The sequence below is a fragment of the Desulforhopalus glucosivorans genome (assembly GCF_054397165.1).
The window spans coordinates 4,814,446-4,839,008 of record NZ_AP044854.1; the positions used below are offsets into that span (position 1 = coordinate 4,814,446).

Sequence of the window (24,563 nt, forward strand, 5' to 3'; positions counted from 1 at the left end):
GGGATTCTCCTATGCAGATGTTACTGGTGTTGATGATTTTTATTTATATAAACAAAAGGATGTTTTTCGTTTACAGATTGTAAGACTTTAATATTCCATCCTTTAGTCTCTTTTGCTTGCTGAAGCAGTTTCACAAGAAGTGTTACTGCTGGTTTTTCTGTTGCGTAATGGGTGCCGTCGATGATGCAGAAATTGTTTTCCATAGCCCAGATGGCTGTGCTGTGTTTGATCTCTGCTGAGAGGTATACGTCCGCCTCTTTTTTAAAAGCAGCTTGGGCAAAATCAGAGCCTGAGCCACCGCAGACGGCAACTGTTGTAATCTTTTCCGGGAGGGGGCCAGTCATCTGGACCCCATCAAGTTCAAGGGCGGCCAGAAGTTTTTCTATGAATTGATCTTGACTGAGGCCTTGTTCGTATTTGCCAATTCTGCCAAGTCCGGTTCCTTCAGGGGCGCCCGTGGGGACAATAAGAGGTTGTAATTCTTTTAAGCCTAAGCGTTCTCCAAGTACGTCACTGACACCCTCTTCGGCACTGTCAAAGTTAGTATGGCAGCCGATAATTGAAATGTTGTTCGAAAGGGCTTTCTGCAGGAGTTGTCCTTCCGGGGTGCCTGTGTCAATGGAGGCAAGTGGTTTGAAAATAACAGGATGGTGGGTAACAATAGTGTTGCAGCCTGTTTGTATTGCCTCATCAACCAGATCGCCTGTTGGGTCGAGGCCAGCTATGACTCCTGTAACGGTCTGTTCAGGGTTGCCAATGAGCAGACCTACGTTGTCCCAGGATTCTGCCAGCTGGGAAGGGGCCTTTTGTTCAAGGTTATTAAGAATGTCTTTTACTCTAGGTGTCATTACACGTGTTATCTAGCTGCTTATAAAACAAAAAAGGTACACTCCATTGGAATGTACCTTTAGCTCACTTCGCCCGTTCAGACTTTTGCTGTCCGAATCGTATTGTCTCGATCAGGGGTGTTATACTTACCCCCATCGGTATGCGTAATAATAATCTCTTCAAGGAACTCTTTTTGTTACGTTTGGTACCTTACTCCAGAAAAGTTGTCATAAAAAACAAGAAAACTGGAGAACCTTTTAGCATTGCAAACTTAAAAATACTTCCAAGGTACTTATCCCGTTTATCGGGGTTAGTATCCTGCTCCGAAAAACCTGACGCTCGGTTTGTTTTGTGTTTATCGGGGCTAATGGTGGTGGGCGCAGTAGGATTCGAACCTACGACCGATCGGTTATGAGCCGATGGCTCTACCAACTGAGCTATGCGCCCTTCTCACACGAAAAAACAGTTTATATAAAAACAGTTGAGTGAAAAAGTCAACTAAAAAAAATAATATAGGCAGTGGAATTGTTAAAGTAAAGATTGAGTTGCAAATTAAAAATGGCTTAATAGATCATAATAATAGAGAGATAAATCTGTTCCAGCCTTGTTGGCTAGTGTTGTAGATGTCACGTAATGAAATATTGAGTCATGATATTAAGCATAAGCTCTTTATAGACTGGATTGTTGAGTGTTTGGTTATTACTTGTTATTCACATATAGCGAATTTAGTATGAAAGAGGTCTTTATATTAAAGGAGTCTTTTGCAAGTGGTTCAAGGTGGTTTTTGATCTGTAGCTCTATTGGTGAACAATTTTGATGTACACAAATCTTATTCTGTTTCTGGTTGCTATCTTTCTCTTTAGTGTGGTTACGGTTCCCGACAACCCTACTTTACCCGGATGGCAGGCACTTGTTTTTTTGCTAGGATCGCTTTACGGGTTTAGCAGGTTAGCTGCATCGCTATTTCGTAAAAAATCAGGGAGCTACGCCAGTGGTTACTTTAAGGCAGAAAAACAACTTTCAATAACCAGTCTATTTTTCTTTGCCTTTGCCCTCTATTTTTGTGCTCCGAAATATTACCTGTCTCTGCTGCCGTTTTCTGAAAGCGTTCCATCGCTTGTAAGCTTTGGTGGGTTGCTCCTTTTTGTCATATTTCTTATGGCCATGTGGCATCGGGCTCGGCCAGCCTATGAGAGAGTCTTTGGCAGGAAGTATTCTACAACTTCTTTTTTGCTCTCAAATATTAAGGCGAATTTACCCATTGTTTTGCCGTGGATGGTGTTATCTCTTTTATATGATCTAATAGCTCTGCTTCCCTTGCCGGGATTGCAGAGTGCAGTGACCTCAATCTGGGGAGATCTGTTGTTTTATGGTTTGTTTCTTATATTTATTGTGGCGTTTTTCCCGCCTCTTGTTCGATCGTTATGGGGGTGTAAGAAATTACCGGATGGAATACTTAAAGAACATCTCGATGATTTTTGCAAAAAACAAAACTTCACTGCAGATTTCTATCTCTGGCCTCTCTTTGAAGGGAGGGTGCTTACTGCTGCTGTGATGGGAATTGTCCCGGGGCTGAGATATATTCTTCTTACCCCGGCTCTCATTGAGACAATGAGCCTTTCCGAACTTGAGGCAATTCTTGCCCATGAGATTGGCCATGTAAAAAAGCGACATCTGCTTTTGTATATTTTTATTATTGGCGGATTTAGTCTACTGGCCGGACTTCTTGCTGAGCCGCTCATTCATATGGTGTTGGGTATGGGGTTTCTCAATGGTCTTATGGTTAGGTTCAATTTCTCAGCAGAGCTGGTGGTGACGCTTGTGGGAGCCGTTCCGCTATTGTTTGCCATGGTGCTCTATTTCCGTTTTGTTTTTGGTTATTTTATCCGAAACTTTGAAAGACAGGCCGACCTGTATAGTCTTGAGGCTGTTGGGGATGGAACTGCACTTATCTCAGCATTCGAAAAAATTTCTATGCTCTCTGGAAATATCAGGGAACAGCATAATTGGCATCATTTTGGTATTGGAGAACGTATAGATTGCCTCGAGGCTGCTACTGAGAAGCCTGAAAGAATTCAGCAACATAACAAAAAGGTTCGAATGAGCCTGTTTGCTTTTGTAGCTGTTCTGCTCATAACCGTGGTGGGAGTTAAGCAGCTGCCAACGGAGTTGCTTGAGCAGAGATATGAGGAGAATTTCACCGAAGCAATACTTATGCAGCGTGCTGTGCAGGAGCCTGAACAGGCATTATGGCAACGGCTTATCGGCGATTTGATGCTGAGTAAAAAGATGGAAAGAAAAGCCTTTGTCGCCTATGAGAAGGCGTTGAGTCTTGATCCTGTTAATCCGGAGATAATGAATAATCTAGCCTGGTTGGTGCTTACCAGTGAAGATCTGTCTCTGCGAGACCCACTAAAGGCATTAACCCTTGCAAGGAGTGCAGCGACCATTCATGAGAAGGGATATATCCTCGATACCCTGGCCACTGCTTATTGGGCGAATGGTCTTGTGGCAGAGGCCCTGGCTGCAGAAGAAAGGGCCATGGTCGTGGATCCTGCCAAGAGGCGATTTTATCAGGCCCAGATCAGACAGTTTGCGTCGGTAAGCTACGAAGAATCTCTGAAAGTTGTAGATAGTTCAGAGGAAGAAACGATCATGAATTAAGGAGTGTTATGCCATTATTAGGAGCCCACGAATCAGTGGCAGGTGGAATATATCGCGCATTTGAGAGGATAGAACAGGTTGGTGGAGATTCTTTGCAGATTTTCACCAGAAATCAACGGCAATGGAGTCCAAAATCACTTGCTCAGGAGGAGGTTGAACTCTATAAAGATGCCCATGAAAAGAGTGGAAACATTCCTGTTAGCTCCCATGCCTCCTACCTGATTAATCTGGCTACGGCTAAAGATGAGTTGCTTGAAAAATCTATCAACAGCCTGGTCCTGGAGTTTCAAAGATGCCATGATCTTGGTATACCCCATGTTGTTATGCATCCCGGTTCCCATGGGGGCGATGGCGTAGAAGTTGGTCTTGAACGGTTTGTTAGAGGGCTTGATAAAGCGTATAAGAAAAGTGGCCTGGAAGTGACCTTGTTACTTGAGACAACAGCTGGGCAGGGCACGAGTCTTGGTGCTCGGTTTGAGGAGATTGCATATATTATCGACAATTCAGAATTTCCCGAACTTTTAGGTGTTTGTGTCGATACGTGCCATATCTTTGCCGCAGGTTATGAGTTGCGTACAGAAGATGGGTATAGGGAAACCATGGAAGACTTGGACAACAGTTTTGGTTCAGAAAGGGTGAAGTTTTTTCACCTTAACGATTCGAAAAAAGAGCTCGGCTCCAGGGTTGATCGGCATGAACATATTGGAAAAGGGGAGATTGGTATAGCAGGCTTTAAAAATGTTCTTACTGATCAGCGGTTCAGCGGGTTGCCCATGACCCTTGAAACACCAAAGAGTGACTCTTTGGTGGAAGATACTGAAAATTTACAGACACTTCGGTCTCTTTTATAGTATTCTATCTTTAGATAGTTGGAAAAGTGAGGCAGCAATTCGTAGGAATTACTCGTCAGTACAACAAGTGTCACCTTTGAACGAATATGGTTTAACGAAAAGGTGTGTCGTAATTATTGAAAAGTTTTTGATACAATGTTTATGGGAAATACGGGTGCTATAAAAAGGGGTTTAGATGAAGTTTCTCAACAGTGAAGCCTTACTCGATGTTTTAGAAAAATATAAGGTGCTCACCCCCAAGCAGCGACAGTTTGTGGTTCTTGAAAAAGGAAAACAGCGACAGAAACTGCTGCAACAGGCGGCTAAAGATGGAACGGCGGATAAGAGCTATCCTGACATGGTCGATATTATTGGGGGCTTTAATCTGAAGATGCAAAACGGCAAAGATCGGCTTGTGGATGAAGAGTTGATTATGCGAGTCGTTGCAAAAGATAAAGGTTTACCGTTTAAAAAACTGGACCCTCTTGAGCTGGATATGGATGTGGTAACTAAGACCATCCCCCGTAACTTTGCAATCAGGCAGCTGATTCTTCCCTTTAAGGTTGAGGAAGGTGTTCTCGATGTGGCAATTTATAATCCGGACAATGATGTGGCTCTGAGGGACATTGAGCACGCCAATCAGACAAAGGTTCGGCCTCATATTGCCACTCGTTCCGATATTCAGAGAATTATTGCTGAATTTTTTGGCTTTCAAAAATCAATTAGTGCTGCAGAAGACCAGTTTGGTGTGGCGCCAGGTGCTAGTGCTCCAATTGATATTGGTAATCTTGAGAGGTATGTAAAGATATCATCGTCAAAAGGGATCACCTCCTCTGATCAACACATTAAAACTGCGGTAAACCATATTTTCCATTATGCACTCGAGCAGCGGGCCAGTGATATTCATATAGAGCCGAAGCGCAATGTTACTATGGTTCGGTTCAGAATAGATGGTGGGTTGCATACTATTTATAACCTGCCCAAAGCAGTGCATTCTGCGCTTATTTCCAGGATAAAATTTTTAGCTCGTCTTGATATCGCTGAAAAACGAAGACCTCAGGACGGTCGGATAAAAATCGGAGAAACGGGTGGTAGGGATGTGGAGATTCGTGTGTCCACAGTACCTGTATCTTTTGGTGAGAAGATCGTTTTGCGTATTCTCGATTCTGATATGATCTTTCAGAAGGTTGAAAATCTGGGATTTTCGATGCGAGATTTGGAGGTGTATAATTCTTTTATAGCCTCGCCCCACGGTATTATTCTGGTGACAGGGCCTACCGGGAGTGGTAAGTCAACCACGCTCTATTCAACGCTTATGGAAATAGCAACGCCGGAGAAAAATATTGTTACGGTGGAAGATCCGGTTGAGATGGTGCACGAGGAGTTTAACCAGATTGCGGTACAGCCGCTCATTGATATTACTTTCTCTTCAATTTTAAGAAATATCCTGAGGCAGGATCCGGATATCTTGATGATTGGAGAGATTCGAGATCAGGAGACAGCAGCCCATGCTGTACAGGCCGCGATGACAGGGCATCTTGTATTCTCGACTTTGCACACTAATGATGCGAGCTCATCAGTTGCACGTCTGAGGGATCTGGGGCTTCAGCCATTTATGATAGCATCGACCCTGCTTGGCTGTATGGCCCAAAGACTCGTCAAGACCATCTGTTCTTCATGCTCTGAGGAGTTTATCATCGAAGGGGCTGAACTCAAAAAACTTGGATTTCCAGTGGTTGAAGCGGGGCCAGTGAGTTTAAAGCGAGGAAAAGGATGTCGCGAATGTCGGGGCACCGGGTATAAAGGGCGATGCGGAATTTTTGAGGTTCTTCCCATGTCACCCCAGATTAAGAAGATGGTAGTCGACAATGCCCACTCTCTTGATTTAAGACAGATTGCAATACGTGAAGGAATGACTACATTACGCGAAGACGCGTGGGATAAGGTGAAACGCGGTATCACGACGTATCAGGAAGCTTTGAGGGTTACTTCTGATTAGAGTCATTCTAAAGAATGTCTCCAGTCAGTGACAATATGACAGTAAGTGCTAATTATTGTAAGTTCCGTTTAAGCACCATGACTCTTATCCCGGCCACCTCATAAGTCACAAAGTGTATATGTAATTAAGGATGTCCATCGGTCCTGGTCTTAAGATCAATGTTTCCGCCGGGGTTAGTGTGCTGACTACTTAATCGGCAAAGTTTTTTTCAGTGTAACGGTACATAATAAGAGTATTTCTAAATGGGCATAAAAATAGTAGCAAAAAATAAAAAGGCGTTTCACGAATATCATATCGACGCGACCTACGAAGCGGGTATGGTGCTTTCCGGCCCTGAGGTGAAGTCCCTTAGAGCTGGACGGGCTAATATCCGTGATGGGTATGTTCGTATAGATGCAAAGGGTGAGGCGTATTTGTATAATGTTCATATCTCACTCTATACATTTGCCACTCATAATCCCAATGAACCGCTTAGATCGCGGAAGTTGCTACTGCATCAGAGGGAAATAAAGAAACTAATTGGTAAATTGAATGAAAAAGGCCTTGCCCTGATACCACTCAAGATATACTTTAAAGAAAACGGTAGGGCTAAAGTTGAACTTGGTCTTGCTCGTGGTAAAAGGCAGTACGATAAACGCGCAACGCTTAAAGAGCAGCAGACGAATCGTGAGATTCAGAGAGCAATGCGCCATGATAGAGATTAAAAGTCGAAGATATTAATATTAACCATCCCACAAAAGTTAAGGGGGCGAAACGGATTCGACGGGGATGTGTAAGCTCATCGTTGCATGCCGAGATTCTATCCACTCGTAAAATTGATAGAACATAAATATAATCGCAGACGATTATAACTACGCAGTAGCAGCTTAATACCTGTCATACTGCCGTCCCACCAGTCTTCGCCCGTAAGGCTGGATTCGGGGCGTCGACTCAACGGGCTGGTCATCTGTTAGCCGTCTGTCTTTCAGTTGATGAGATTTAACAGTCTAGCTTTTAGAAATCTATGTTCCGACCGAGTTCTAAAAGCGAAACCTAAAGTCCGGAACTAAGCATGTAGATACGAGAGGGGAGCATTTTCGGACGCGGGTTCGACTCCCGCCGCCTCCACCAGGTAAATAGCTGAAATCATTGAGATTGTTTCTCTTTGATTTTGGCTATTTTCTTTCCCATTTAATAAATTTTTAACTTTGTAGATTGTGCGTGGTATAAATCTTTTTGGTGGTAACCCAAATTTCGATCTTGGGAAATTGGTTAAACCTTCAGGGAAACCCATTGATTGCAACTTTATTCCTTGGCTTATTGGCAGGGTATCAATGTGATCAGCTATTTTTTCTATCCAGGTTGAACTTGGGCCTATTTTTTTTGTCAGATACCATAGTATACAGATGCATCCATACACTCTTTTTCTCGTGTCAGTGCTACTAATGGAAAGTCGGTTAAAGTATGGGTCTCTTTTTAGTCCTGTTAAACTTAGAGGGTTATTCAAACGGAAATTCCATACCCTTGAGTGATGAGCACATTTGTTTCTTAAAGTATTGAGTTCTTTTAACCAGTTGTTTAAAGTTTTTTTATTTTCTACTCCAATTCTTTTACAGATAGTATCTTTGTGTTTATCTCCTAATATATTAAAATAGTTTGACATTAACCCAAAGTCCCATGTCTCGACCACAACCCAGAATGGGATTTGTCTGTAATTTTTTTTGTGCCATTCTATATATACGTCTTTACTCCTATTGATACCATCCTGATTCTTTTTAAGCCATTCTGCCCAGTTGTTTCTCGTAATTTGGCCTCTTGTGTAGTTACTCTTGGCTTTGGTATCAATGAATAACTCATTTCGGTAGGCCAATGGATCTAAACGGCCTAATTCATGTGCAATTATTGATCGAATATGGATTTCAATTCGTTCAATTGCGTCAATAAGCAGTAATCTAAGTTTTTTGTCAAATATGTAGAGGTTAATAATGTTCCTGAATCCGTGACGCCAGAGCTACAATCCCTTTCAAGGTTAACGCTGGGCCATAACTAGTAACTCTGACACTGCTTACATTCCAAATAGCATAGTGTTAGAGTTCCTTTTCTCATTTTTTGGAGAAATCATCCCCTTAAATAATCATTTCTCCTGCACTAAGACACAACTCTCTCTTTGTATCTCATACTTCATCTACTCAAGTGAGTATTCCAGCTGATCCCGGCCATCCATTCCATTTGATCCCGGCCGGTGATTCCATTTCATTCCGGCCACCGATTCCAGACGATCCCGGCCATTAAATTGGAGAGTAGCGACGCATAAAACCAGATGGTAGATGAACCATTTTTTGATGATTTTTCAAAGGAGGGTTCAATGCCAGGCAAGAGGTTATCTATGCGAAAAATACGAGAGGTGTTACGCCTCAAATACGAGTTAAAGCGCAGCAACCGTGAAATTGGCTTAAGTTGCGGCATTGGCCGTAGTACTGTCGGCGATTATATCCAACGCGTAAAACAGGCAGGCCTTGAATGGCCACTCCCTGAGGGGATCAGCGATGCATCTCTGGAGCATCAACTTTTCCCCGCTCCAACTCCAAAACATAGCTCTAAGTTATTCCCTGATTTCCACGAAGTGCACAAAGAGCTGCAATCCAGGAAACATGTCACCCTGATGCTGTTATGGCAGGAATACAAGGAACAGCACCCGGATGGGTACCAGTACAGCTGGTACTGTCACAGCTATCGGGAATGGACCGCCAGGCTTGATGTGGTAATGCGTCATGAGCACAGGGCTGGTGAAAAAGTGTTTGTGGATTATGCCGGGCAAACAGTGGGCATTATCGATGGGGCAACCGGAGAAATACAGAAGGCACAGATATTTGTCGCTGTCCTGGGCGCCAGTAACTACACCTATGCTGAAGCGACGATGAGCCAGAAAGTCGAAGACTGGGTAGGTTCCCACATTCGCGCCTTCTCCTTCTTTGGTGGTGTTCCGGAGCTGGTAATCCCGGACAATCTCAAGAGTGGTGTGAGCAAAACATGCCGATACGAACCTGACATCAACCTCACTTACCATGACATGGCCAACCATTATCAAACAGCGGTTTTGCCGGCCAGGGTAAGAAAACCAAGAGATAAAGCAAAAGCGGAAGCGGGTGTTCTTCTGGTGGAGCGCTGGATTCTGGCACGACTTCGAAAACACACCTTCTTCAGTCTTGGCGAACTCAACAAGGCTATCAAAGGGTTACTTGACTACCTCAATGCAAAACCCTTTAAAAAGCTCTCTGGTAGCAGGAAAAGCCGTTTCCATGAAATGGAAAAACCTGCACTGCAACCACTCCCAGCTTACCCTTATGAAATTGCCTATTGGAAAAAGGCTACCGTTCATCTCGACTATCACGTGGAGGTGGAAGGACATTATTACTCCGTCCCCTATAATCTGGTGAAAAAGCAGCTCGACATCCGTTATACAAACACAACTGTGGAATGTCTGTACCGTAATCAGCGGATAGCCAGTCATATTCGCAACCAGTCTCCTGGTCGCCATACAACCATCAGAGAACACATGCCGCCAAAACACCAGAAATATGCTGAGTGGAATCCGGAAAGATTTATCCGCTGGGCGGCGAAGATCGGACCTCAGACAAAGGTCCTAACTCAGACACTTTTAGTACAGAGAGCCCATCCTCAACAGGCCTACAGATCTCTATTAGGGATCTTGAGATTGGGGAAGTCTTATGGAGATGGGCGGCTGGAAGCTGCATGTGAACGTGCTCTACAAATCAACGCTCTCTCATACAGGAGCATAGAATCAATCCTCAAGAGTGGGTTGGATCAAAGACCGCTCAAGGCAGAGGAAAACAACTCCAAACCGGTACAACACAGCAACATACGTGGTGCTGATTACTATGACACAACTTTGCATTAAGGAGGCAATCATGCTGCTTCACCCAACTCTTGAAAAACTGAAAACTTTGAAATTTACCGGTATGGCCGATGCCCTTGATGAACAAATGCAGATGGACTCTTTGGATGACATGGGCTTTGAGGAAAGACTGGGCGTTCTACTTGACCGGGAAATGGCTGTAAGAGAAACACGACGAATGAAAACCCGCCTCCGTAAGGCAAAACTGCGCCAGGACAGCTGCATAGAAGATATAGATTTCCGCCACCCCAGAGGCCTGGATAAATCTCTTGTCATGAGACTGGCGGGTTGCGACTGGATTAAAGACCATAACAACCTGATAATCACCGGTCCAACAGGTGTCGGCAAAACTTATCTGGCGTGTGCTTTTGCAAACAAGGCCTGCCGGGAAGGGTTTAATACACTTTACCTGAGAGTGACTAAGCTCTTTGAGGACCTGAGTCTGGCTAAGGGGGATGGGCGGTATCTGAAACTGCTCACCTCATTTGCAAAGGCGGATTTACTGGTTTTAGACGACTATGGTTTGGACCACCTGAATCGGGAACAACGTCATGATTTATTGGAAATACTTGAGGATCGTCACGGCCTCAAATCAACTATGGTAACCAGCCAACTCCCTGTTGATCACTGGCATGAGCAGATCGGAGATCCAACACTGGCTGACGCCATTATGGACCGACTGGTGCACTCTGCACACAAAGTAAAACTTAAAGGAGAATCTATGAGAAAAAAGAAAGCAAACTTGACGTGAACACAGACTACGAGGTAAGGAACAAATAACAGCGTCGCTTCGCTCCGACTACCCGGCCGAGATCCTCTGGAATGGGTAGCCGGGATCACGTGGAATAGGTGGCCGGCTTCCTCTGGAATGCGTGGCCGAGATCAATGGAATACGCACTCAAGGACAGCTTTTGCTAAAAGCTAAGGAACAAGCCGCTGGTATATAGACTTGTACATCAAGAACCACGGATTGCACTTGCCGAGCTTTATGAAATTTTGATTACTTCGCCGGACATATTTACAAGCAGTCAAAATAAGATCACGAATGACACTTTTTATCCTGCGCCGTTGTACAGTAAGCTTAACTGGCGAAAGCTCTTTTAGCTCAATCATCAACGACCCAATGGTTCTCAGGCAATTAAACGCTAGCATCGACAGCAGGAGAACCAAGCTGTTAGTGCCGAAATTGCTTGACGGCAAACGTTCGACGTCCATATCTGACTTCAACTCACTGTGAAATTGCTCGCTGGTCCCATGATCGTGGTATAACCTAATGATCTCTTCAGCATCCTCACACAAATTTGTCCAATACGTATCAACCTCCAATTCAGGGAATAAAAGATAATTTCCTGCCTTGTCAATTTCTCTCACAGTAACTTCAAAGGCTACAGGAACAGGAGAGCATTTTTGATTCGCTGGCTGTTTAGAGTAGAGAACACCCCTGTAAACAGTTTTTCCCGGTCGTGGTACACTCTTCTTGCCTAAATCCATAGCCGTTTTAAGCCACTGCTCACGAACTTCTTTGCGAAGGTTGCGTTTGATGATAAAGTTGCATTGACCTTGAATGAGCTCAAGGTTTTCCGCGCTATCATTACCGGAATCCAACCGCAAAAGCACTTCACTTTTTAACCCAAGCTCTTCGATGAAACCTAAGCCACGCTTTAAAAAATCAACTGTTCCTGACTGACAATGCTGTTTGCCAGGTCGTAGCTCACAATCAAGCATAAATCCTTCTCTTCCAAGGTAGCCAAACATCGGTGCGTAGCCGTCATAGTCCTTATAGGTGCGAGACACATTTTGTTTTTTGGTTCGAGAGTTATCCAGGGGAGATACGTCGCAGTCCCATGGAATATAACTGCCGAGTTGTGTCTTCACTCTGCTAAACTGCTGATTACTCAGCAAAGCAAGGTTTACTTTACGAATGCTAGAGTCGAATAGCCCAGCACCTTCATCAAGCCGTTGCCGAATCCTTTCGACTGAGGCCAAACCTTTGATGTTTAATGAAGCAGCAAAAAACTCATTATTTTTGAAAATATTCAAGTCATCAAAAGATGTTCTTCCCTGGCACAGCAACCCAAGGTAACTCCTGATTATCAACGAATTACAATAGATAGGTCTTCTTTTGCCTGTCTGGATTGCATCTACAGCCTCGTTCAGTCCTGACTTATCAAGCAATGCACCAACGAGGGCCATACCACCGGCACTGTTGATTTTTTCAGAACTTTGTTCTATTTTGAATTTCATGGATAATCTTTTTGGTGAAGTTATATATGCAGTTTGGCGACCGCATTAATATACCTAAACTTAAGAGGTTATCCTATTTTTTTTGCTATTTTGCTCATATGTTCGTCACGGATTCAGGATGTTGTCAAAGGTAGTATCTTCAAAGAAAGCATTTGCTCGAAGTTGAATCTTGGTAGCTTCATTAAAAACAGGTTGGCTCAGATGATTTAAAACTGGTTTTCTGCATGGATACCAAAAACCACTCAAACGATAGTAACCAATTTGCAATAGTTTTCGACTAGCCCTTGCCTCATTATTGACAATCATTCCTCTCTGTTTGAGAAGATCTACGAGGTTTGGGTAGGTTTGGAAAGGCTTCGGGAGCGTTAGTATGCGGAATTTTCCTTGAGTAAATGAACTTACTGTACTGGGGGGAAGGGAATAAGGTGCAAGAGGTCCAATTGGATTCAATGTACTTTACCTTAAAAAAACGAAGGCCCAGCCGTGGAATAAATCTTGTCTAAAAATAGACAAGTCTAAACTAGGGGACTGGGCTCTGTTATATATATTATTACTCATAAATGTCCACTAATCAACCATTAAACACCATTACACACCATTTAACACCATTAAACACCATTAAACACCAATACCGTATTTGATGTGTAAGTCTATCCATGTATCTGTTATTGCTTTAATTGTTGTTGTTGTTTTGCTATTTGGGCTAATCGTTTTTCCTTTTCACAGGAAGATTTTTGATAAATTTCTCGAATGTCATCAGCTCCTACCCTGAAATATCTTTCAAATGCTTTGTTTGTTTGATGCATTGTGCCTTGTTTGATTTGCTCAGGTGAAAAATCTTTTCTCAAGGCAACAGCAGAACTATGACGAGTACCACCATAAAGATCTACCCCTTCAATGCCAAGATTTTCACAGGCTTTTTTCCACCATTTGTAAAAATATTTTTCACCATATTTCTGCCCTTTTTTGACACCACTTTTGCTGTCTTCATGGCGGAAAAAGTGTGACCTTGGAAAACCAGGTTTGATTTGCTTGAAGAGTGCAACATCTTCATCAAGAATAGGTACAGGTTTTGTTTCACCAGTTTTAGAGTGATGAATGTAGATATATCGATTTTCAGTATCAACATCTTGTTCACGAATTTTGATGAGTTCTCCTGGGCGAATGGATATGTAAGTACAGAGCCATTTGACCCCGAGCCATACTTTGTATGGTGCAATACGATAAATTTCCTCAAGAATGGCCTGTTGAGTCTCTTTTCCAACAGTCTTCCTATATGAGAGCTGCACTCTTACTTCTGGAAAATTAGGGGCCTTGTCGATAACCTCACGCCTAACTAACCATTGAAAGAAGTCATGAAGACCCGACTTCATATTGGCAATGGTTTTACTGGAAAGGGTGCGGCCATGAAGTAGAAGGAAGTCTTCAATTTCACCAAAACGAATTGTTTTGATGTTTTGATTTCCCCAGGCATCACAAGCCTTCATCATGTAATTGTGGAGGTTTCGATATGAACTTGGTTTTACAGTTTCTCGTTTTATATCGAGCCATTTACTGGCAAGAGTCATAAAGGCGAGGGGCTTTTCCTTGGAGTAATCACGCTCATCAAAAGTATTCTCATCTGTCTTGTATCGTAGACCAGTGAGAAAGCGCATTGCAGATTCATAACTCTTGAATCTTCGCTTTACCTTATCGAAGTGAACACGAAAGCTGGTTGCGAGCTGATCTGGATGATCTGGGCAACAAACCTTCTTACGGCCATCATCTTTGAGCGTACCACCGCAAGTGCCACATTTTTGTTCAGAATAGATTCCACCCTTCATACATAATCCTCCGGTCAGGATAGTAGAGTGGAATCTATTGTTTGTCAAACAGGATTGCATCAGCTCTTATTTGCTTAGAGAGTGATAACAAGCAGATCTGACCACATATTTGGTCATTTCAGGATTTAAACAACCGCATTCAACGCAAAAGTATCTTGTGAAATATGCGTTTGTTTGGCGGTAAGGCGATGACGATAAATCTACCGATATCAACATTGCCGAAGCTTCAAAAATCCATGAAGTGGGGCTATTGCAGGAAGGACATTTTGGAAATCTCATATAATCCTCCGTTTGCTATATGTTGACGTAGATCTCGTTCCGTTTGCGCTTCATCCTTTCAGTGAATTTATATTGATCGTCGTTATAAAGACGAGCGAGGTCCTCTGCTAATATCTTTTGGCTTAAGGCGATGATTTGGTCTATGTTGTCAGGGTTAACGTCGTAAAAGGTGGTGGCTGTCATTGCCATACCTCTTAAATTGGCCCTGACTTGATCTAAACTTTTATTTTGACGCCGTTTTTTTCTGTCAATTTCATGGACACCTGACCAGGAAACGTTAACCACTGATTGCCAAAAATCGGAGTTGATGGCCTTTGACTGATTGTGGTTTCTGTTAACGGTTTGTTGGCAAAAACGTGACCAAGACTCAGTACAATATTGCCAAAGAGCATGTAGAGCGAATACCAAATCTTTAACGGTCTGAACTTTGTTTTCGAATTCATTTAAAACCGTTTTTCTAAGTTGAAATTCTACTCGTGTTACTGGATATGTATTGTACGGAACCGATTCCCAAATTTCCGCAAATACGATTTGTTTATGGGGAGAATTTTGGAGCTCTAGTACCTTGTCGTAAATACGGAGCATGATATCACCCTTGCCCAGACATATTCCTGAAAGGTTTCTTCTGTGGTAATGAACGTTGAATTTATGAACTCTGCTGATCCATTTATCTTCATTTTCAATTCCAAGGCTTTTGATATCGACATTTATGAAATCGGCTGCAAGGTGTACTTCTGAAACGGATTCTCGAACAAACGTTGCACCAAGAGCTTTGAGCCAAGAGCAGATTCGTTCATAAATAGTGAAAAATCCAGGACTCCAACAAGACAAAGAGCCGATTTCCAGTCGAGCGTTTGGTACTACCCCATCACTTTTACGTGTATTGAATAGAAGGGTAAGATCTCCTGTGGTAAGTCGGTAAGTGTATCTGGAAGTCCCAGTTCTGTGAAGGTTCCAATCAAACCCGCCTGGAGCATGATAAGGAATGGTTAGTTCTTCACCAGTTTGAAGATGGGCTTTTAAGGAATCAAGTTCTGGGAAAGGAGTAGTAGAGTCCCAATCTAACCAAAAAGATACTTTTAGAAAATCTAATCCATTTACTACTATAGGGGGGCATGTTATTCGGGTTTTGCCCCCTTGTTTACCAGAAACAATATTTGCATTTGAAATTTGATTATCGGAATTGACAGAAGACGGACTACAATTGTAAGATGTGGGCATGCTGACACCTCCTTAGGTGTTGGTTGCGGCCTACTAGCTGGAGCATTCTTCGCGGGATAGATCCAGTTAGTAGGCTTTTTATTATAACTTAGATGAAAACTTTTCTTTGAGTTCTGCAGAGATAGCTCTAAAACCCATTACAAGCCTGACCAGACCTGTTTTTTTTAGTACTTTCAAATCATCTAATGCCATGTAGATTAAGTTTCTTGACAGTCGTGAAACTGAAAGATCTAATTCTTTGGCATATTTCTCTAGTTGCTCTTTAACTTCTCTATCTACGATTACGCTTATTGTTACTTTATCATCTGGAAGCATATAATCCTCATTGTTTGTGTTAACTGGTTATGAACTTATCTGTACCAGTGCGGGTTGAAGCAGTCAAGGGAAATTATTTTATAAAGTGAAATTTAATATCAGACCTTATCATCTTTTCTTCTCACTCAACGCTCAAGTCGCTAGTCGTTCGTCGTCAATTTGTAAGGTCTGATATTAAATAAACATGCAACTGGAGTGAAATTGAATACAGCAATTGTGTAGTTAAAAAATAATTTCGCGCACTACATCGGAGATAGCATCGAGAAAAACAATTGAGGGTACATTGAGCTACGCTAAGAGTTGTTCAGATGTCTGCTCTCATCGAGGTAATTAACTACGTCTGATGAAGAGGGAGGTATCTCCTAAGTGTGACTTATATTGGGATCGTGATATTTCCCTCAGCCACTCTTGCTATGTGGCAATCTTTTTAGGGCTTTTCCGTGACGGAGTGGTGTGGACAATAGTATGTGACTCGCCTCTGGACTCGGCCCTAAAGCTATTGCAGTTTGATTTTTCTTTTACTAAAAAGACTATTATGAAATTAAAAGTTGCAAAACAAAAAGATGAAAGGCATCGGAAAATTGGCCGGAATCTAGTGCTAGCCCAAAGGCTTGAAGGGTTGTTGAAGGCTTTGATATTTAGAGCGAACCTAACTTTAACATCAAACCCTCAGGGTAATGATTTTCCATCTCCTGAAGAACAAGCGAAACAGCAACTGGAACTTGTTAAAGGCAAAACCTTGGGTAATTTGGGGAAAAAATTGAACCAGTCTGTGTTGAATCTGCCCGCCAAATATCCTTCTCTTGAATGTGATTCAGAGTTGTTAACAGTATCATTGAGGCTTTCATATGGAACGAGTGAACAGCAAGATCGACTTAAAAATAAACTCGAATTAGTTAGGATTGAACGAAACAAATTAGTCCATGAACTTTTCATATCATTTGACCTGAGCACAACTGAAGGTTTGGCTGATTTGGATAAGTTTTTGGAACGGCAACACCAAAGTTTACTTCCATTAGTTGCCGAATTTGAAACGGTAAATAACCACTTTTTAGACATAGCAAAACAAATTTTGGCAAGACAGGCGGATTCTAAAATCCCCGAAGATTCTTACAGGTTGGAGTGTGCAACTAAGCTGGTAGTTTGCCTTTGTCTATTTGAAGTTGATATAAAAAAAACTGGCAGGTTTGAGTGGATCAGTCTTGCCGCCGCTAAGAAATATCTTAACATCGATTTTCCTGAAGCCATACCAGAATGTCGGAGACATTATAATGTTAAGTCGTTGAAGAAAATACTTCGAAAGGTTGGTGTTTTTGATGTGCAACGTTTCCCAACTGTTCAAGAAAAAGAGATGGTTTTTTATCGTATGAAACATCAATATTCGATAGAAACAGATGAGGAGGGAGAAGTATACCTATGTAGAAAAGATCCCACCAACTCGGGAGGAACTTGTGAGGAAAAAGTCAGTCTTGGAATGACAGTCAAGAAGTAAGGTCTTAAGGTTATCTTTTACCAAGAAATACAGTTCGTGAACCAACGATAATTGCACCCTTCGGAGCAATCGCGATTCCCATTTTTTTCCCGGTACTATATGAGGTACTGTTTTTACTGGTAGGATTAGGGTTCGACTCCCTTCGCCATTGTTAGTAGTTGTTGTAATAGCTGCACATTTTATAGTTTCGCACAATGCCTGTTTTGGTAGGTTATCAGTAGGTAATTGCAAATAAATAAAATTAAAAAGGATAATCCCATATCGGAGTTATCCCTTTTGTTTGGGGGGAGTCAGTTACTATTATGCACGATGTCCAGCATAAATAATTGAGAAAATGCGGTGAAAATATGAAAGATTTGGGGTTGTATAGCGAATATAGCTATCGTCGATTATTGACTTCAATAGTATAGACCTGCTAGCCTTGTTATAGTAGGGATAAAAAACTAAGAATAAATCAAACTATCGATATGATAAATACCACAGTAAGTATAGTCGGTGCAGTTGTTACATTAGTGGCTTGGTTTTCTTGGTCATTTTTGAGTGAAACTCGACGGAATCATGGAATGTGGGTGGCTTTCTTAATGCCTCTCGCTCCTATTATCATCCCAGTTCTCTGGATAATTTATATTTTCATCAAGTATTCTTCGTTTCTTGTCTTCATTATGCTTGGACGACAAGAATATCACGATGAATTCATGAGGGAACTAAAAACTCGCTCTGGAGTGTTTCTGCTTTTTTAATCATACATGAAGATCCAGTATATATGGTTTTAGGTGGCCTATAATTGGTAGTTTTACAGCTAGAAATTGAAAGAACGTCAGTAGTATGTTCGTGAAAGCGACCAGGTTCGTAGAGTTATACAGGCCTGTATCTATTGGTAGGTTTTGGGGTTCGATTCCGGCGACTCCAACATGTGAAAATTTGTAATTGCAGAGAATTTGTCTCTTTGGTTGATAATGATCTGTTGCCTGTACTGTATTCTTCAGCTAGGGTGAAAAGAGAGAATTTCAGCTTGAATCTGGAAAAGGAGAATTAGTCAAGACTCCGCGGAATGGATTCTGTCTCTCCCAGAGATCTCACGTTTTGATTCTCTAGCTTGACCATGTTGATTTTTTGCTAAAGGTGGTTTCTTTGACCAATGATACCTTATTGCTTACTAGCCAAGGTGAAAAATCTGGAGCATTTGTTGATTGGTTAGCTGTTTTAGGCCAAAAAAACTTATATAGACAAATAGAGGACGCTTTATGACCATAAAGGGTAAATGTGTTTTGTTGGGTTGCCTTGAAGAAACAAGAGACACACTGGCTTACCTTACTCGACTAGGAGAAAAGCCTGATCACATAGTATCAATTACAGAGGAAGAAGCCAGGAAGCAAGGTGCAACTAATTACGTAGACCTTTCAACCATTGCCGTTTCATTGGGAATTCCTTTTACTCATGTTAATTTATATTCGATGCAAGACGAACAAGACGGTCGACTGTTCGAAGAACTAAACCCCGGTGTACTATTGGTGGTAGGCTGGCAACGTTTGGTGCCAGATTCGATTTTGCAAAGCGTGGCCATAGGGAGCATTGGTTTTCATGGTTCATGCAATATACTACCTTGGGGGCGGGGCCGCTCACCCATCAATTGGAGTATCATCGAAGGACGCAATCGTTTCGCACTCCATATGTTCTTACTTAAGCCGGGGGTAGACGATGGTGATATCATAGCTATCAAGGTCTATGATATTAACGAGTCAGATACATGCCGTTCAGTGTATTATAAAACTGCGTTAGCCCAGGCAGAATTATTAGCTAATAGCCTCCCATCACTGCGTTCTGGAGAGTGTAGCGTTATGTCCCAACGCGGCAGGCAGTTCCATTATCCTAAACGCACTCCTGCAGATGGTCGCATCGATTGGACCCAGGATGCAATGCAAATATGCCGATTGATCCGAGCTGTAACGTGGCCATACCCTGGTGCCTTTTCGCTTCTTGGTAACAAAGAAGTGAGAATTTGGGAAGCCGCTCCATTTTCTTACGATTTTTTCGAGGATGCCCAACCAGGCACTGTATGCTTTGTCCCAGAGAATGGTACTGGTGAGTTTGTTGTTAGGGCTGCTGATGGTACAGTTTTAATTACAAAATCAGAGGGAAGTGAGCAAGTGGAGGTTGGTAAATGCCTAGAATAATCACTGCTAGTGATCATGATTTCTCCCATCAACGCTTAAGGGAAATGTATCAAGGGTTTTTGAACAAAGGTTATGCTCCCTTGTTTTTTGGCCAAGAGAAGGGTGCTAATAATCCATATATTTTGTGGCGTCACGACATAGATTTAGAACTGCCAGCCGCAGTGAGCATGGCAGAATTGGAGGCCTCCGAGGGGATCAAGTCAACATACTTTCTAATGACCAGAAGTTGGTTCTACAATCTATTCTCACCACAGGGCGTGGAGACTGTTCACCGGATAGCGGAACTCGGACATCAACTTGGCCTACACTGCGATTTACAGGTGCCACGAGATGCAGCGATGAGTTCCGCAGAAATTGAAGATATTGTTGGACGTGACTTTGCTCTTCTAGACTCAGTATTCCCAAAAATATTTAATCGAACGGTTTCTTTTCACAACCCGCCAAGCTGTCTATTCCGAAGGGACTTTGATGACTTTTACAGTACATATCAACCTGCTTTTTTTTCCTCAATAAAGTATCTTTCTGACTCGAATCGAATTTGGCGCGAAGGGCCTCCTGAAGTATGGGCAAACCCCAAAGACCATCCAGCACTTTCAATCCTTTTGCATCCTGTAATTTGGAATTATCCTGGTGGCACAATGCAGGAAGGGATGGCAATTTTCTTAGAAACTCAAAAAACCTTAACAAGAAAAATGCTGATTCTAGACGATGTTTTAGTATAAACAGTCTGGCTGGTTTCCCATTTTTTTCCCGGGAAGTTGGAAAAGCCTGTTTTTACTGATAGGTTGCGGGTTCGACTCCCGCCGCCTCCACCAGTAAAATGGCCTTTAAGGTCTGTGAATACGGGGATTTAGCCGATTGGCTATTTCCCCGTTGTTCGTTGTGGTGTAAATTTGGGGTAAAAAAATCACACCTCTTTCAAATCAATCAAATTGAGGAATAGATTGATCTGTTTTTTGTAAGAAAACATTCTCCATGAACGCCGCACCATCATCTCTTTGATAATTCCGAATATACGAATAGTACCTTTCAAGAATCATTTTCATACTCTCGTGACCCATCATAGACTGTACCCAGCCTGGCAATTCGCCAGCATCTAGTATCAATGTAGCAAATGTATGACGAGTTTGATAAAGAGAGCGTGGGGTTAATCCTGCCTTTTTCAAAGACAGGTGGAGCTCTGCTATTTCACTTAATCAGCACTCTGTACGAGCGGACCTCAATCATTGTTACGACAAATCTAAACTTTGGCGAATGGTCACAGGTTTTTGGCGATGCCAAAATGACCACGGCTTTACTGGACCGATTAACACATCACTGCGATATCATTGAAACTGGCAATGAAAGCTACCGGTTGAAAAGCAGAGAATAGAATTGTTGCGGGTAGCCGCCCAAGGTTTTTCTTTCGCTCCGACGAACTACACTTTGGCCCATTTTCGCTACAGAAAAAACTTGAGCTACCTTGGTTGCCAGACTCAAAATTAGAGGTGAAATGTACAATATTTTTTGACTTTTGGGGGGGCAGTTTTGGACGCTGAAAGGGGGGCAATTTTGATTGCTGATTGACAATAGAAAGAGATTGTTATGTTTCTTTAATCACTGGTTGTGGAGGTCGATCATTAAGAATCAGATAGATGAGTAGAAATGAAAATATCATCACTTGTATGCTAAGTAGAAAGAATGTTGTAATGATCTGGTTCGAGAGGTTTTGTTTTTTCAAAGTAAGAAGGTAACTTTTCTCATTATTCCTCATAAAAATACGTTTATCAGCTTTGGTTGGGGTATGGAGGGAAAATAAGCCATCGTGTGTCATAAACGGTAGAGCTACACCGTATTTTTGGAAGACTATATGACCGACAGCGCTCCTTTCTTTCTCGCTCTTTCCTGAGACAAGCAATTTGGCAAAATCAGGATCAATTTTATTTCCTGTATGCTCCAGTAATGAATTGAGCGTTGAGTGATTTTGGACGAATGCGTAAGCTAGTATCGTATTATTAAAACAGAATATTCCAATAAACACTAAAGAGTATAATTTTTTTCCTTCAGCTTGAAGGGTCCAGAAACTCACTGTTAAAAAAATAGACAGAAGAATCAGTGAAGGGTATATGATCATAGGCTGAATGAAAAGACCATTCGCAAAGATATAAGCGATGAGTATAGATATCCACAGCAACACTGTAATCGAGGGCAAGTATTTCATTTAACATACCGGATTTTGTTTTTGTAAAATAGACTTCTAGTGCAGTCACATCTTACCATGCAAAGGTGATGTGAGAAACTCTTGTTTATATGGACAGTGAAACCCTCAGCTGAGATCAAAGACATGGCACGTAACTTCATTACAGATACAATTGTATAAATTGACCTTGTTTAGTGAGTGAGAAATTCCCGATTTTTTCCCAGTAGTTTGGTAAAGCCTTTGATTGTTGATGGGGTTAAGGTTCGACTTCAGCTTTCTCAGTCAAGTGCATTAAATCATAGCGTAAAATATGATTCCAGAGCGTTGAATCCTATCTTTATCCACTCACATTATCCACAAGGTAATGAACGAGAGGTTATAAAGATGGGTTTTTTTGTTTCTAGTCCAACGTACATGTATCAGAGTCCTTCTGGTTACATCTTCAGGCTGCGGATTCCAAAAGATCTTAGAGCAATTATCGGTAAGGGAGAGTTCAGGTATTCCTAACGTACTGGTGCGCTGAGCATTGCAAGGCAAAGAGCACGGAGTATTGCTTCCTGCATTCAACAGCTATTCTCCAAGTTTCGAGCAAGAATTTCATTCTGGACTCAGGGTACGGTTAATCAGGCTGTTAAGGATCATGTCAGAGCCATACTGGAAAGTGATGAAAAGTGTCGTTCTGTCTCTACTAAACTTTCTATCGCAGGAGACCAATCTAAAGAGAGGTGTATCCCTGAGTCAACAGAGATAGAGCATAATGAGTCTAGGCCATTACATTACTATTTCGACAGTTGGGGAAAAAGCTGAAGCTTTTATTCCAGCAGAGTTGCCGCCAATACCACCTATTAAGTGGTCATCTGAACTCAGGGAAAAATTTGATCAGGCTCTCCTAGCTCTTGGGCGTCTAGACAGTGTATCGGTCTTGCTTCCGGAGACATCACTCTTCCTTTATATGTATGTGCGCAAGGAAGCCGTGCTTTCTTCAATGATTGAGGGAACCCAGGCATCATTATCTGATTTGTTGCTGTTTGAATTTGAACATCAGCCGGGTGTACCCCTGGATGATGTTCAGGAAGTAAGTAACTATGTGGCAGCCCTTAATCACGGGTTCAATCGGTTGAATTCAGATTTTCCACTTTCACTTCGGTTGTTGAAAGAGATCCATAGTGTGTTGCTGTCGAAGGGGCGAGGTAAAGAATGTGATCCCGGCGAGTTCCGCAGAAGCCAAAATTGGATAGGCGGAAGCCGCCCAGGTACAGCTGCATTTGTTCCACCACCTCCCGATCATGTTCAGGATTGTATGGGCAAACTTGAGCTATTTTTACATGACCAGCCAGAAAAGACCCCGGTACTGATCAAAGCGGTATTGGCACACGTTCAGTTTGAAACCATTCACCCTTTTCTTGATGGTAATGGGCGGTTGGGACGTTTGATTATTACCTTGTTGCTCTGCTCCGAGAAGGTTCTTAAGGAACCGATGCTCTATTTAAGCTTATACTTCAAGACGCATCGTCAGCGGTATTATGAGTTGCTGAATGAAGTTCGACGGACTGGTGATTGGGAAGCGTGGCTTGATTTCTTCGCCGATGCTGTAATTCATACGGCAACTCAAGCGGTGGAGACCGCTCAGCAGCTGATGAAGCTTTCGGCCGAAGACGGGCAACGCATTAACGGGTTAAAACGAATTTCCGGTTCTGCGCACCTCATTCATAAAGCGATGCTGGAACGTCCAATGGCTTCACCGAGCTGGATACAGGAAAAGACGCAGTTGTCACCCGCCACCGTCAATGCTTGCTTGCGTGAATTGGAACGAATTGGCCTCGTTAAAGAGGTTACTGGACAGAAGCGAAACCGTCTTTATTCCTACTTGGAATATATTCGAATTATGAATGAAGGCACTGAGTTGCCGACCTGATTATATGCAGCTTTCCTGTGGAAAGCTGCATATATTAGAATGAATCAAACTTATCTATAATGTTGCACAGCTCAAATAACTTTATGCCGACTCCTAATTATCTCTACCTACAAGATAACTTATCAATGGTTGATAATTATTCCGATCTGCCTGTCTCAACGAATCTATATATTCCCTTCGCTCTTCACTTTGTTGATCTATATCTCCTGTTGCCCAAATTATTGGCTTAAGACCAAGGCCTTTTTCCCTAAGACAGTTCGTAAATATACGAGAGTGTCGTCCATTGCCATTGGGAAAAGGATGTATTTTGACAAGTTGGTGATGAATTCTTGCTGAAAGCTCCAGCAATCCATAATGCTCAAATTCAATCCAGCACTTTATATCTTCAAACAAGTTGTGAAGGTTCACCCTGATCTGATTAGGAGCACAACCAATATTTTTCTCTGTGGTACGAAAATCACCAGCCCAGCTCCAAACCCTGTTGAACATTTTCTCATGCAAAGCTCTTGCAAAATCAAGAGATAATATCTCTTCTGATGATAAGGTTGGCTGACTTGACAACCATACCAAACAATCTGCAACATTGGCATTTTCAAGAGCATTTAACTCATCACGGGTTTCAATATGGGTATAAATCAAGCCCTCGATCTCATCTGGATCTAACGGAGTAGCCCCTTCTGGTTCTGTAAAAATAGGCATAACAAC

Annotated in this window: 17 protein-coding genes, 1 tRNA gene, 1 other RNA gene and 2 pseudogenes; 12 read left to right on the forward strand and 9 right to left on the reverse strand. The window is 42.3% G+C overall.

Annotated elements, in window-relative coordinates; all coding sequences use genetic code 11:
• Window positions 1–20: 20 nt before the first annotated feature.
• Both ACX6CI_RS20615 and ACX6CI_RS20620 read right to left on the reverse strand, forming a co-directional pair.
• Window positions 21–848, reverse strand: coding sequence for a Nif3-like dinuclear metal center hexameric protein (locus tag ACX6CI_RS20615; RefSeq protein ID WP_458775542.1), 828 nt, complete (start codon window positions 846–848; stop codon window positions 21–23).
• Window positions 849–1,199: 351 nt separating this feature from the next.
• Window positions 1,200–1,275, reverse strand: a tRNA-Ile gene (locus ACX6CI_RS20620).
• Between the two features lie 369 nt (window positions 1,276–1,644).
• Here ACX6CI_RS20620 and ACX6CI_RS20625 point away from each other — a divergent pair.
• From ACX6CI_RS20625 to ssrA, 5 genes are all read left to right on the forward strand, one after another.
• Window positions 1,645–3,492 (forward strand): M48 family metalloprotease, encoded by a 1,848-nt coding sequence (locus ACX6CI_RS20625; RefSeq protein ID WP_458775543.1) that lies wholly within the window; start codon window positions 1,645–1,647, stop codon window positions 3,490–3,492.
• Between the two features lie 8 nt (window positions 3,493–3,500).
• On the forward strand, window positions 3,501–4,343 hold the full coding sequence (locus tag ACX6CI_RS20630; RefSeq protein ID WP_458775544.1) for a deoxyribonuclease IV: 843 nt from the start codon (window positions 3,501–3,503) through the stop codon (window positions 4,341–4,343).
• Between the two features lie 175 nt (window positions 4,344–4,518).
• Complete coding sequence (locus ACX6CI_RS20635) at window positions 4,519–6,321, forward strand: GspE/PulE family protein (RefSeq protein ID WP_458775545.1); 1,803 nt, start codon at window positions 4,519–4,521, stop codon at window positions 6,319–6,321.
• A gap of 242 nt (window positions 6,322–6,563) precedes the next feature.
• Window positions 6,564–7,025: an SsrA-binding protein SmpB gene (gene smpB, locus ACX6CI_RS20640; protein WP_458775546.1), complete on the forward strand. Its 462-nt coding sequence runs from the start codon at window positions 6,564–6,566 to the stop codon at window positions 7,023–7,025.
• 40 nt (window positions 7,026–7,065) lie between these two features.
• Window positions 7,066–7,431, forward strand: a transfer-messenger RNA (tmRNA) gene (gene ssrA / locus ACX6CI_RS20645).
• A 394-nt stretch (window positions 7,432–7,825) separates the two neighbouring features.
• On the opposite strand, the pseudogene ACX6CI_RS20650 reads toward ssrA, so the two are convergent.
• Window positions 7,826–8,287 (reverse strand): annotated as a pseudogene (locus ACX6CI_RS20650) (Abi family protein); the annotation flags it as partial.
• A gap of 378 nt (window positions 8,288–8,665) precedes the next feature.
• Between ACX6CI_RS20650 and istA the strand changes: the two are divergent.
• Both istA and istB read left to right on the forward strand, forming a co-directional pair.
• Window positions 8,666–10,219: an IS21 family transposase gene (istA, locus tag ACX6CI_RS20655; protein ID WP_458774165.1), complete on the forward strand. Its 1,554-nt coding sequence runs from the start codon at window positions 8,666–8,668 to the stop codon at window positions 10,217–10,219.
• A 10-nt stretch (window positions 10,220–10,229) separates the two neighbouring features.
• Window positions 10,230–10,967 carry an IS21-like element helper ATPase IstB gene (istB, locus tag ACX6CI_RS20660; protein WP_458774164.1) on the forward strand — a complete coding sequence of 246 codons (738 nt, stop codon included), beginning with the start codon at window positions 10,230–10,232 and terminating at the stop codon, window positions 10,965–10,967.
• 170 nt (window positions 10,968–11,137) lie between these two features.
• Here istB and ACX6CI_RS20665 read toward each other — a convergent pair whose 3' ends face one another.
• From ACX6CI_RS20665 to ACX6CI_RS20680, 4 genes are all read right to left on the reverse strand, one after another.
• On the reverse strand, window positions 11,138–12,460 hold the full coding sequence (locus tag ACX6CI_RS20665) for an IS1380 family transposase (protein WP_458775547.1): 1,323 nt from the start codon (window positions 12,458–12,460) through the stop codon (window positions 11,138–11,140).
• A 665-nt stretch (window positions 12,461–13,125) separates the two neighbouring features.
• Window positions 13,126–14,283, reverse strand: coding sequence for a tyrosine-type recombinase/integrase (locus ACX6CI_RS20670; protein ID WP_458775548.1), 1,158 nt, complete (start codon window positions 14,281–14,283; stop codon window positions 13,126–13,128).
• A 294-nt stretch (window positions 14,284–14,577) separates the two neighbouring features.
• Entirely contained in the window at window positions 14,578–15,783 is a 1,206-nt protein-coding gene (locus tag ACX6CI_RS20675; protein WP_458775549.1) for a hypothetical protein, read from the reverse strand.
• An 81-nt stretch (window positions 15,784–15,864) separates the two neighbouring features.
• Window positions 15,865–16,098 (reverse strand): hypothetical protein, encoded by a 234-nt coding sequence (locus tag ACX6CI_RS20680; protein ID WP_458775550.1) that lies wholly within the window; start codon window positions 16,096–16,098, stop codon window positions 15,865–15,867.
• A 535-nt stretch (window positions 16,099–16,633) separates the two neighbouring features.
• Between ACX6CI_RS20680 and ACX6CI_RS20685 the strand changes: the two genes are divergently transcribed.
• The 4 genes and pseudogenes from ACX6CI_RS20685 to ACX6CI_RS20700 form a co-directional block, all read left to right on the forward strand.
• Window positions 16,634–17,590 (forward strand): hypothetical protein, encoded by a 957-nt coding sequence (locus ACX6CI_RS20685; RefSeq protein ID WP_458775551.1) that lies wholly within the window; start codon window positions 16,634–16,636, stop codon window positions 17,588–17,590.
• 1,244 nt (window positions 17,591–18,834) lie between these two features.
• Window positions 18,835–19,764: a methionyl-tRNA formyltransferase gene (locus ACX6CI_RS20690; RefSeq protein WP_458775552.1), complete on the forward strand. Its 930-nt coding sequence runs from the start codon at window positions 18,835–18,837 to the stop codon at window positions 19,762–19,764.
• Window positions 19,752–20,486 carry a hypothetical protein gene (locus ACX6CI_RS20695; protein ID WP_458775553.1) on the forward strand — a complete coding sequence of 245 codons (735 nt, stop codon included), beginning with the start codon at window positions 19,752–19,754 and terminating at the stop codon, window positions 20,484–20,486. The genes ACX6CI_RS20690 and ACX6CI_RS20695 overlap by 13 nt, the downstream gene beginning before the upstream one ends.
• A 431-nt stretch (window positions 20,487–20,917) precedes the next feature.
• A pseudogene (locus tag ACX6CI_RS20700) lies at window positions 20,918–21,136 on the forward strand (ATP-binding protein); the annotation flags it as partial.
• 210 nt (window positions 21,137–21,346) lie between these two features.
• Here the strand turns inward: ACX6CI_RS20700 and ACX6CI_RS20705 are convergent.
• Window positions 21,347–21,964, reverse strand: coding sequence for a hypothetical protein (locus ACX6CI_RS20705; RefSeq protein WP_458775554.1), 618 nt, complete (start codon window positions 21,962–21,964; stop codon window positions 21,347–21,349).
• Window positions 21,965–22,700: 736 nt separating this feature from the next.
• On the opposite strand from ACX6CI_RS20705, the gene ACX6CI_RS20710 reads away from it, so the two are divergent.
• A complete protein-coding gene (locus tag ACX6CI_RS20710) occupies window positions 22,701–23,858 on the forward strand; it encodes a Fic family protein (RefSeq protein ID WP_458775555.1) in 1,158 nt (385 codons plus the stop codon).
• A 93-nt stretch (window positions 23,859–23,951) separates the two neighbouring features.
• On the opposite strand, the gene ACX6CI_RS20715 is transcribed toward ACX6CI_RS20710, so the two are convergent.
• A complete protein-coding gene (locus ACX6CI_RS20715; protein WP_458775556.1) occupies window positions 23,952–24,557 on the reverse strand; it encodes a mobile mystery protein B in 606 nt (201 codons plus the stop codon).
• Window positions 24,558–24,563 lie beyond the last annotated feature (6 nt).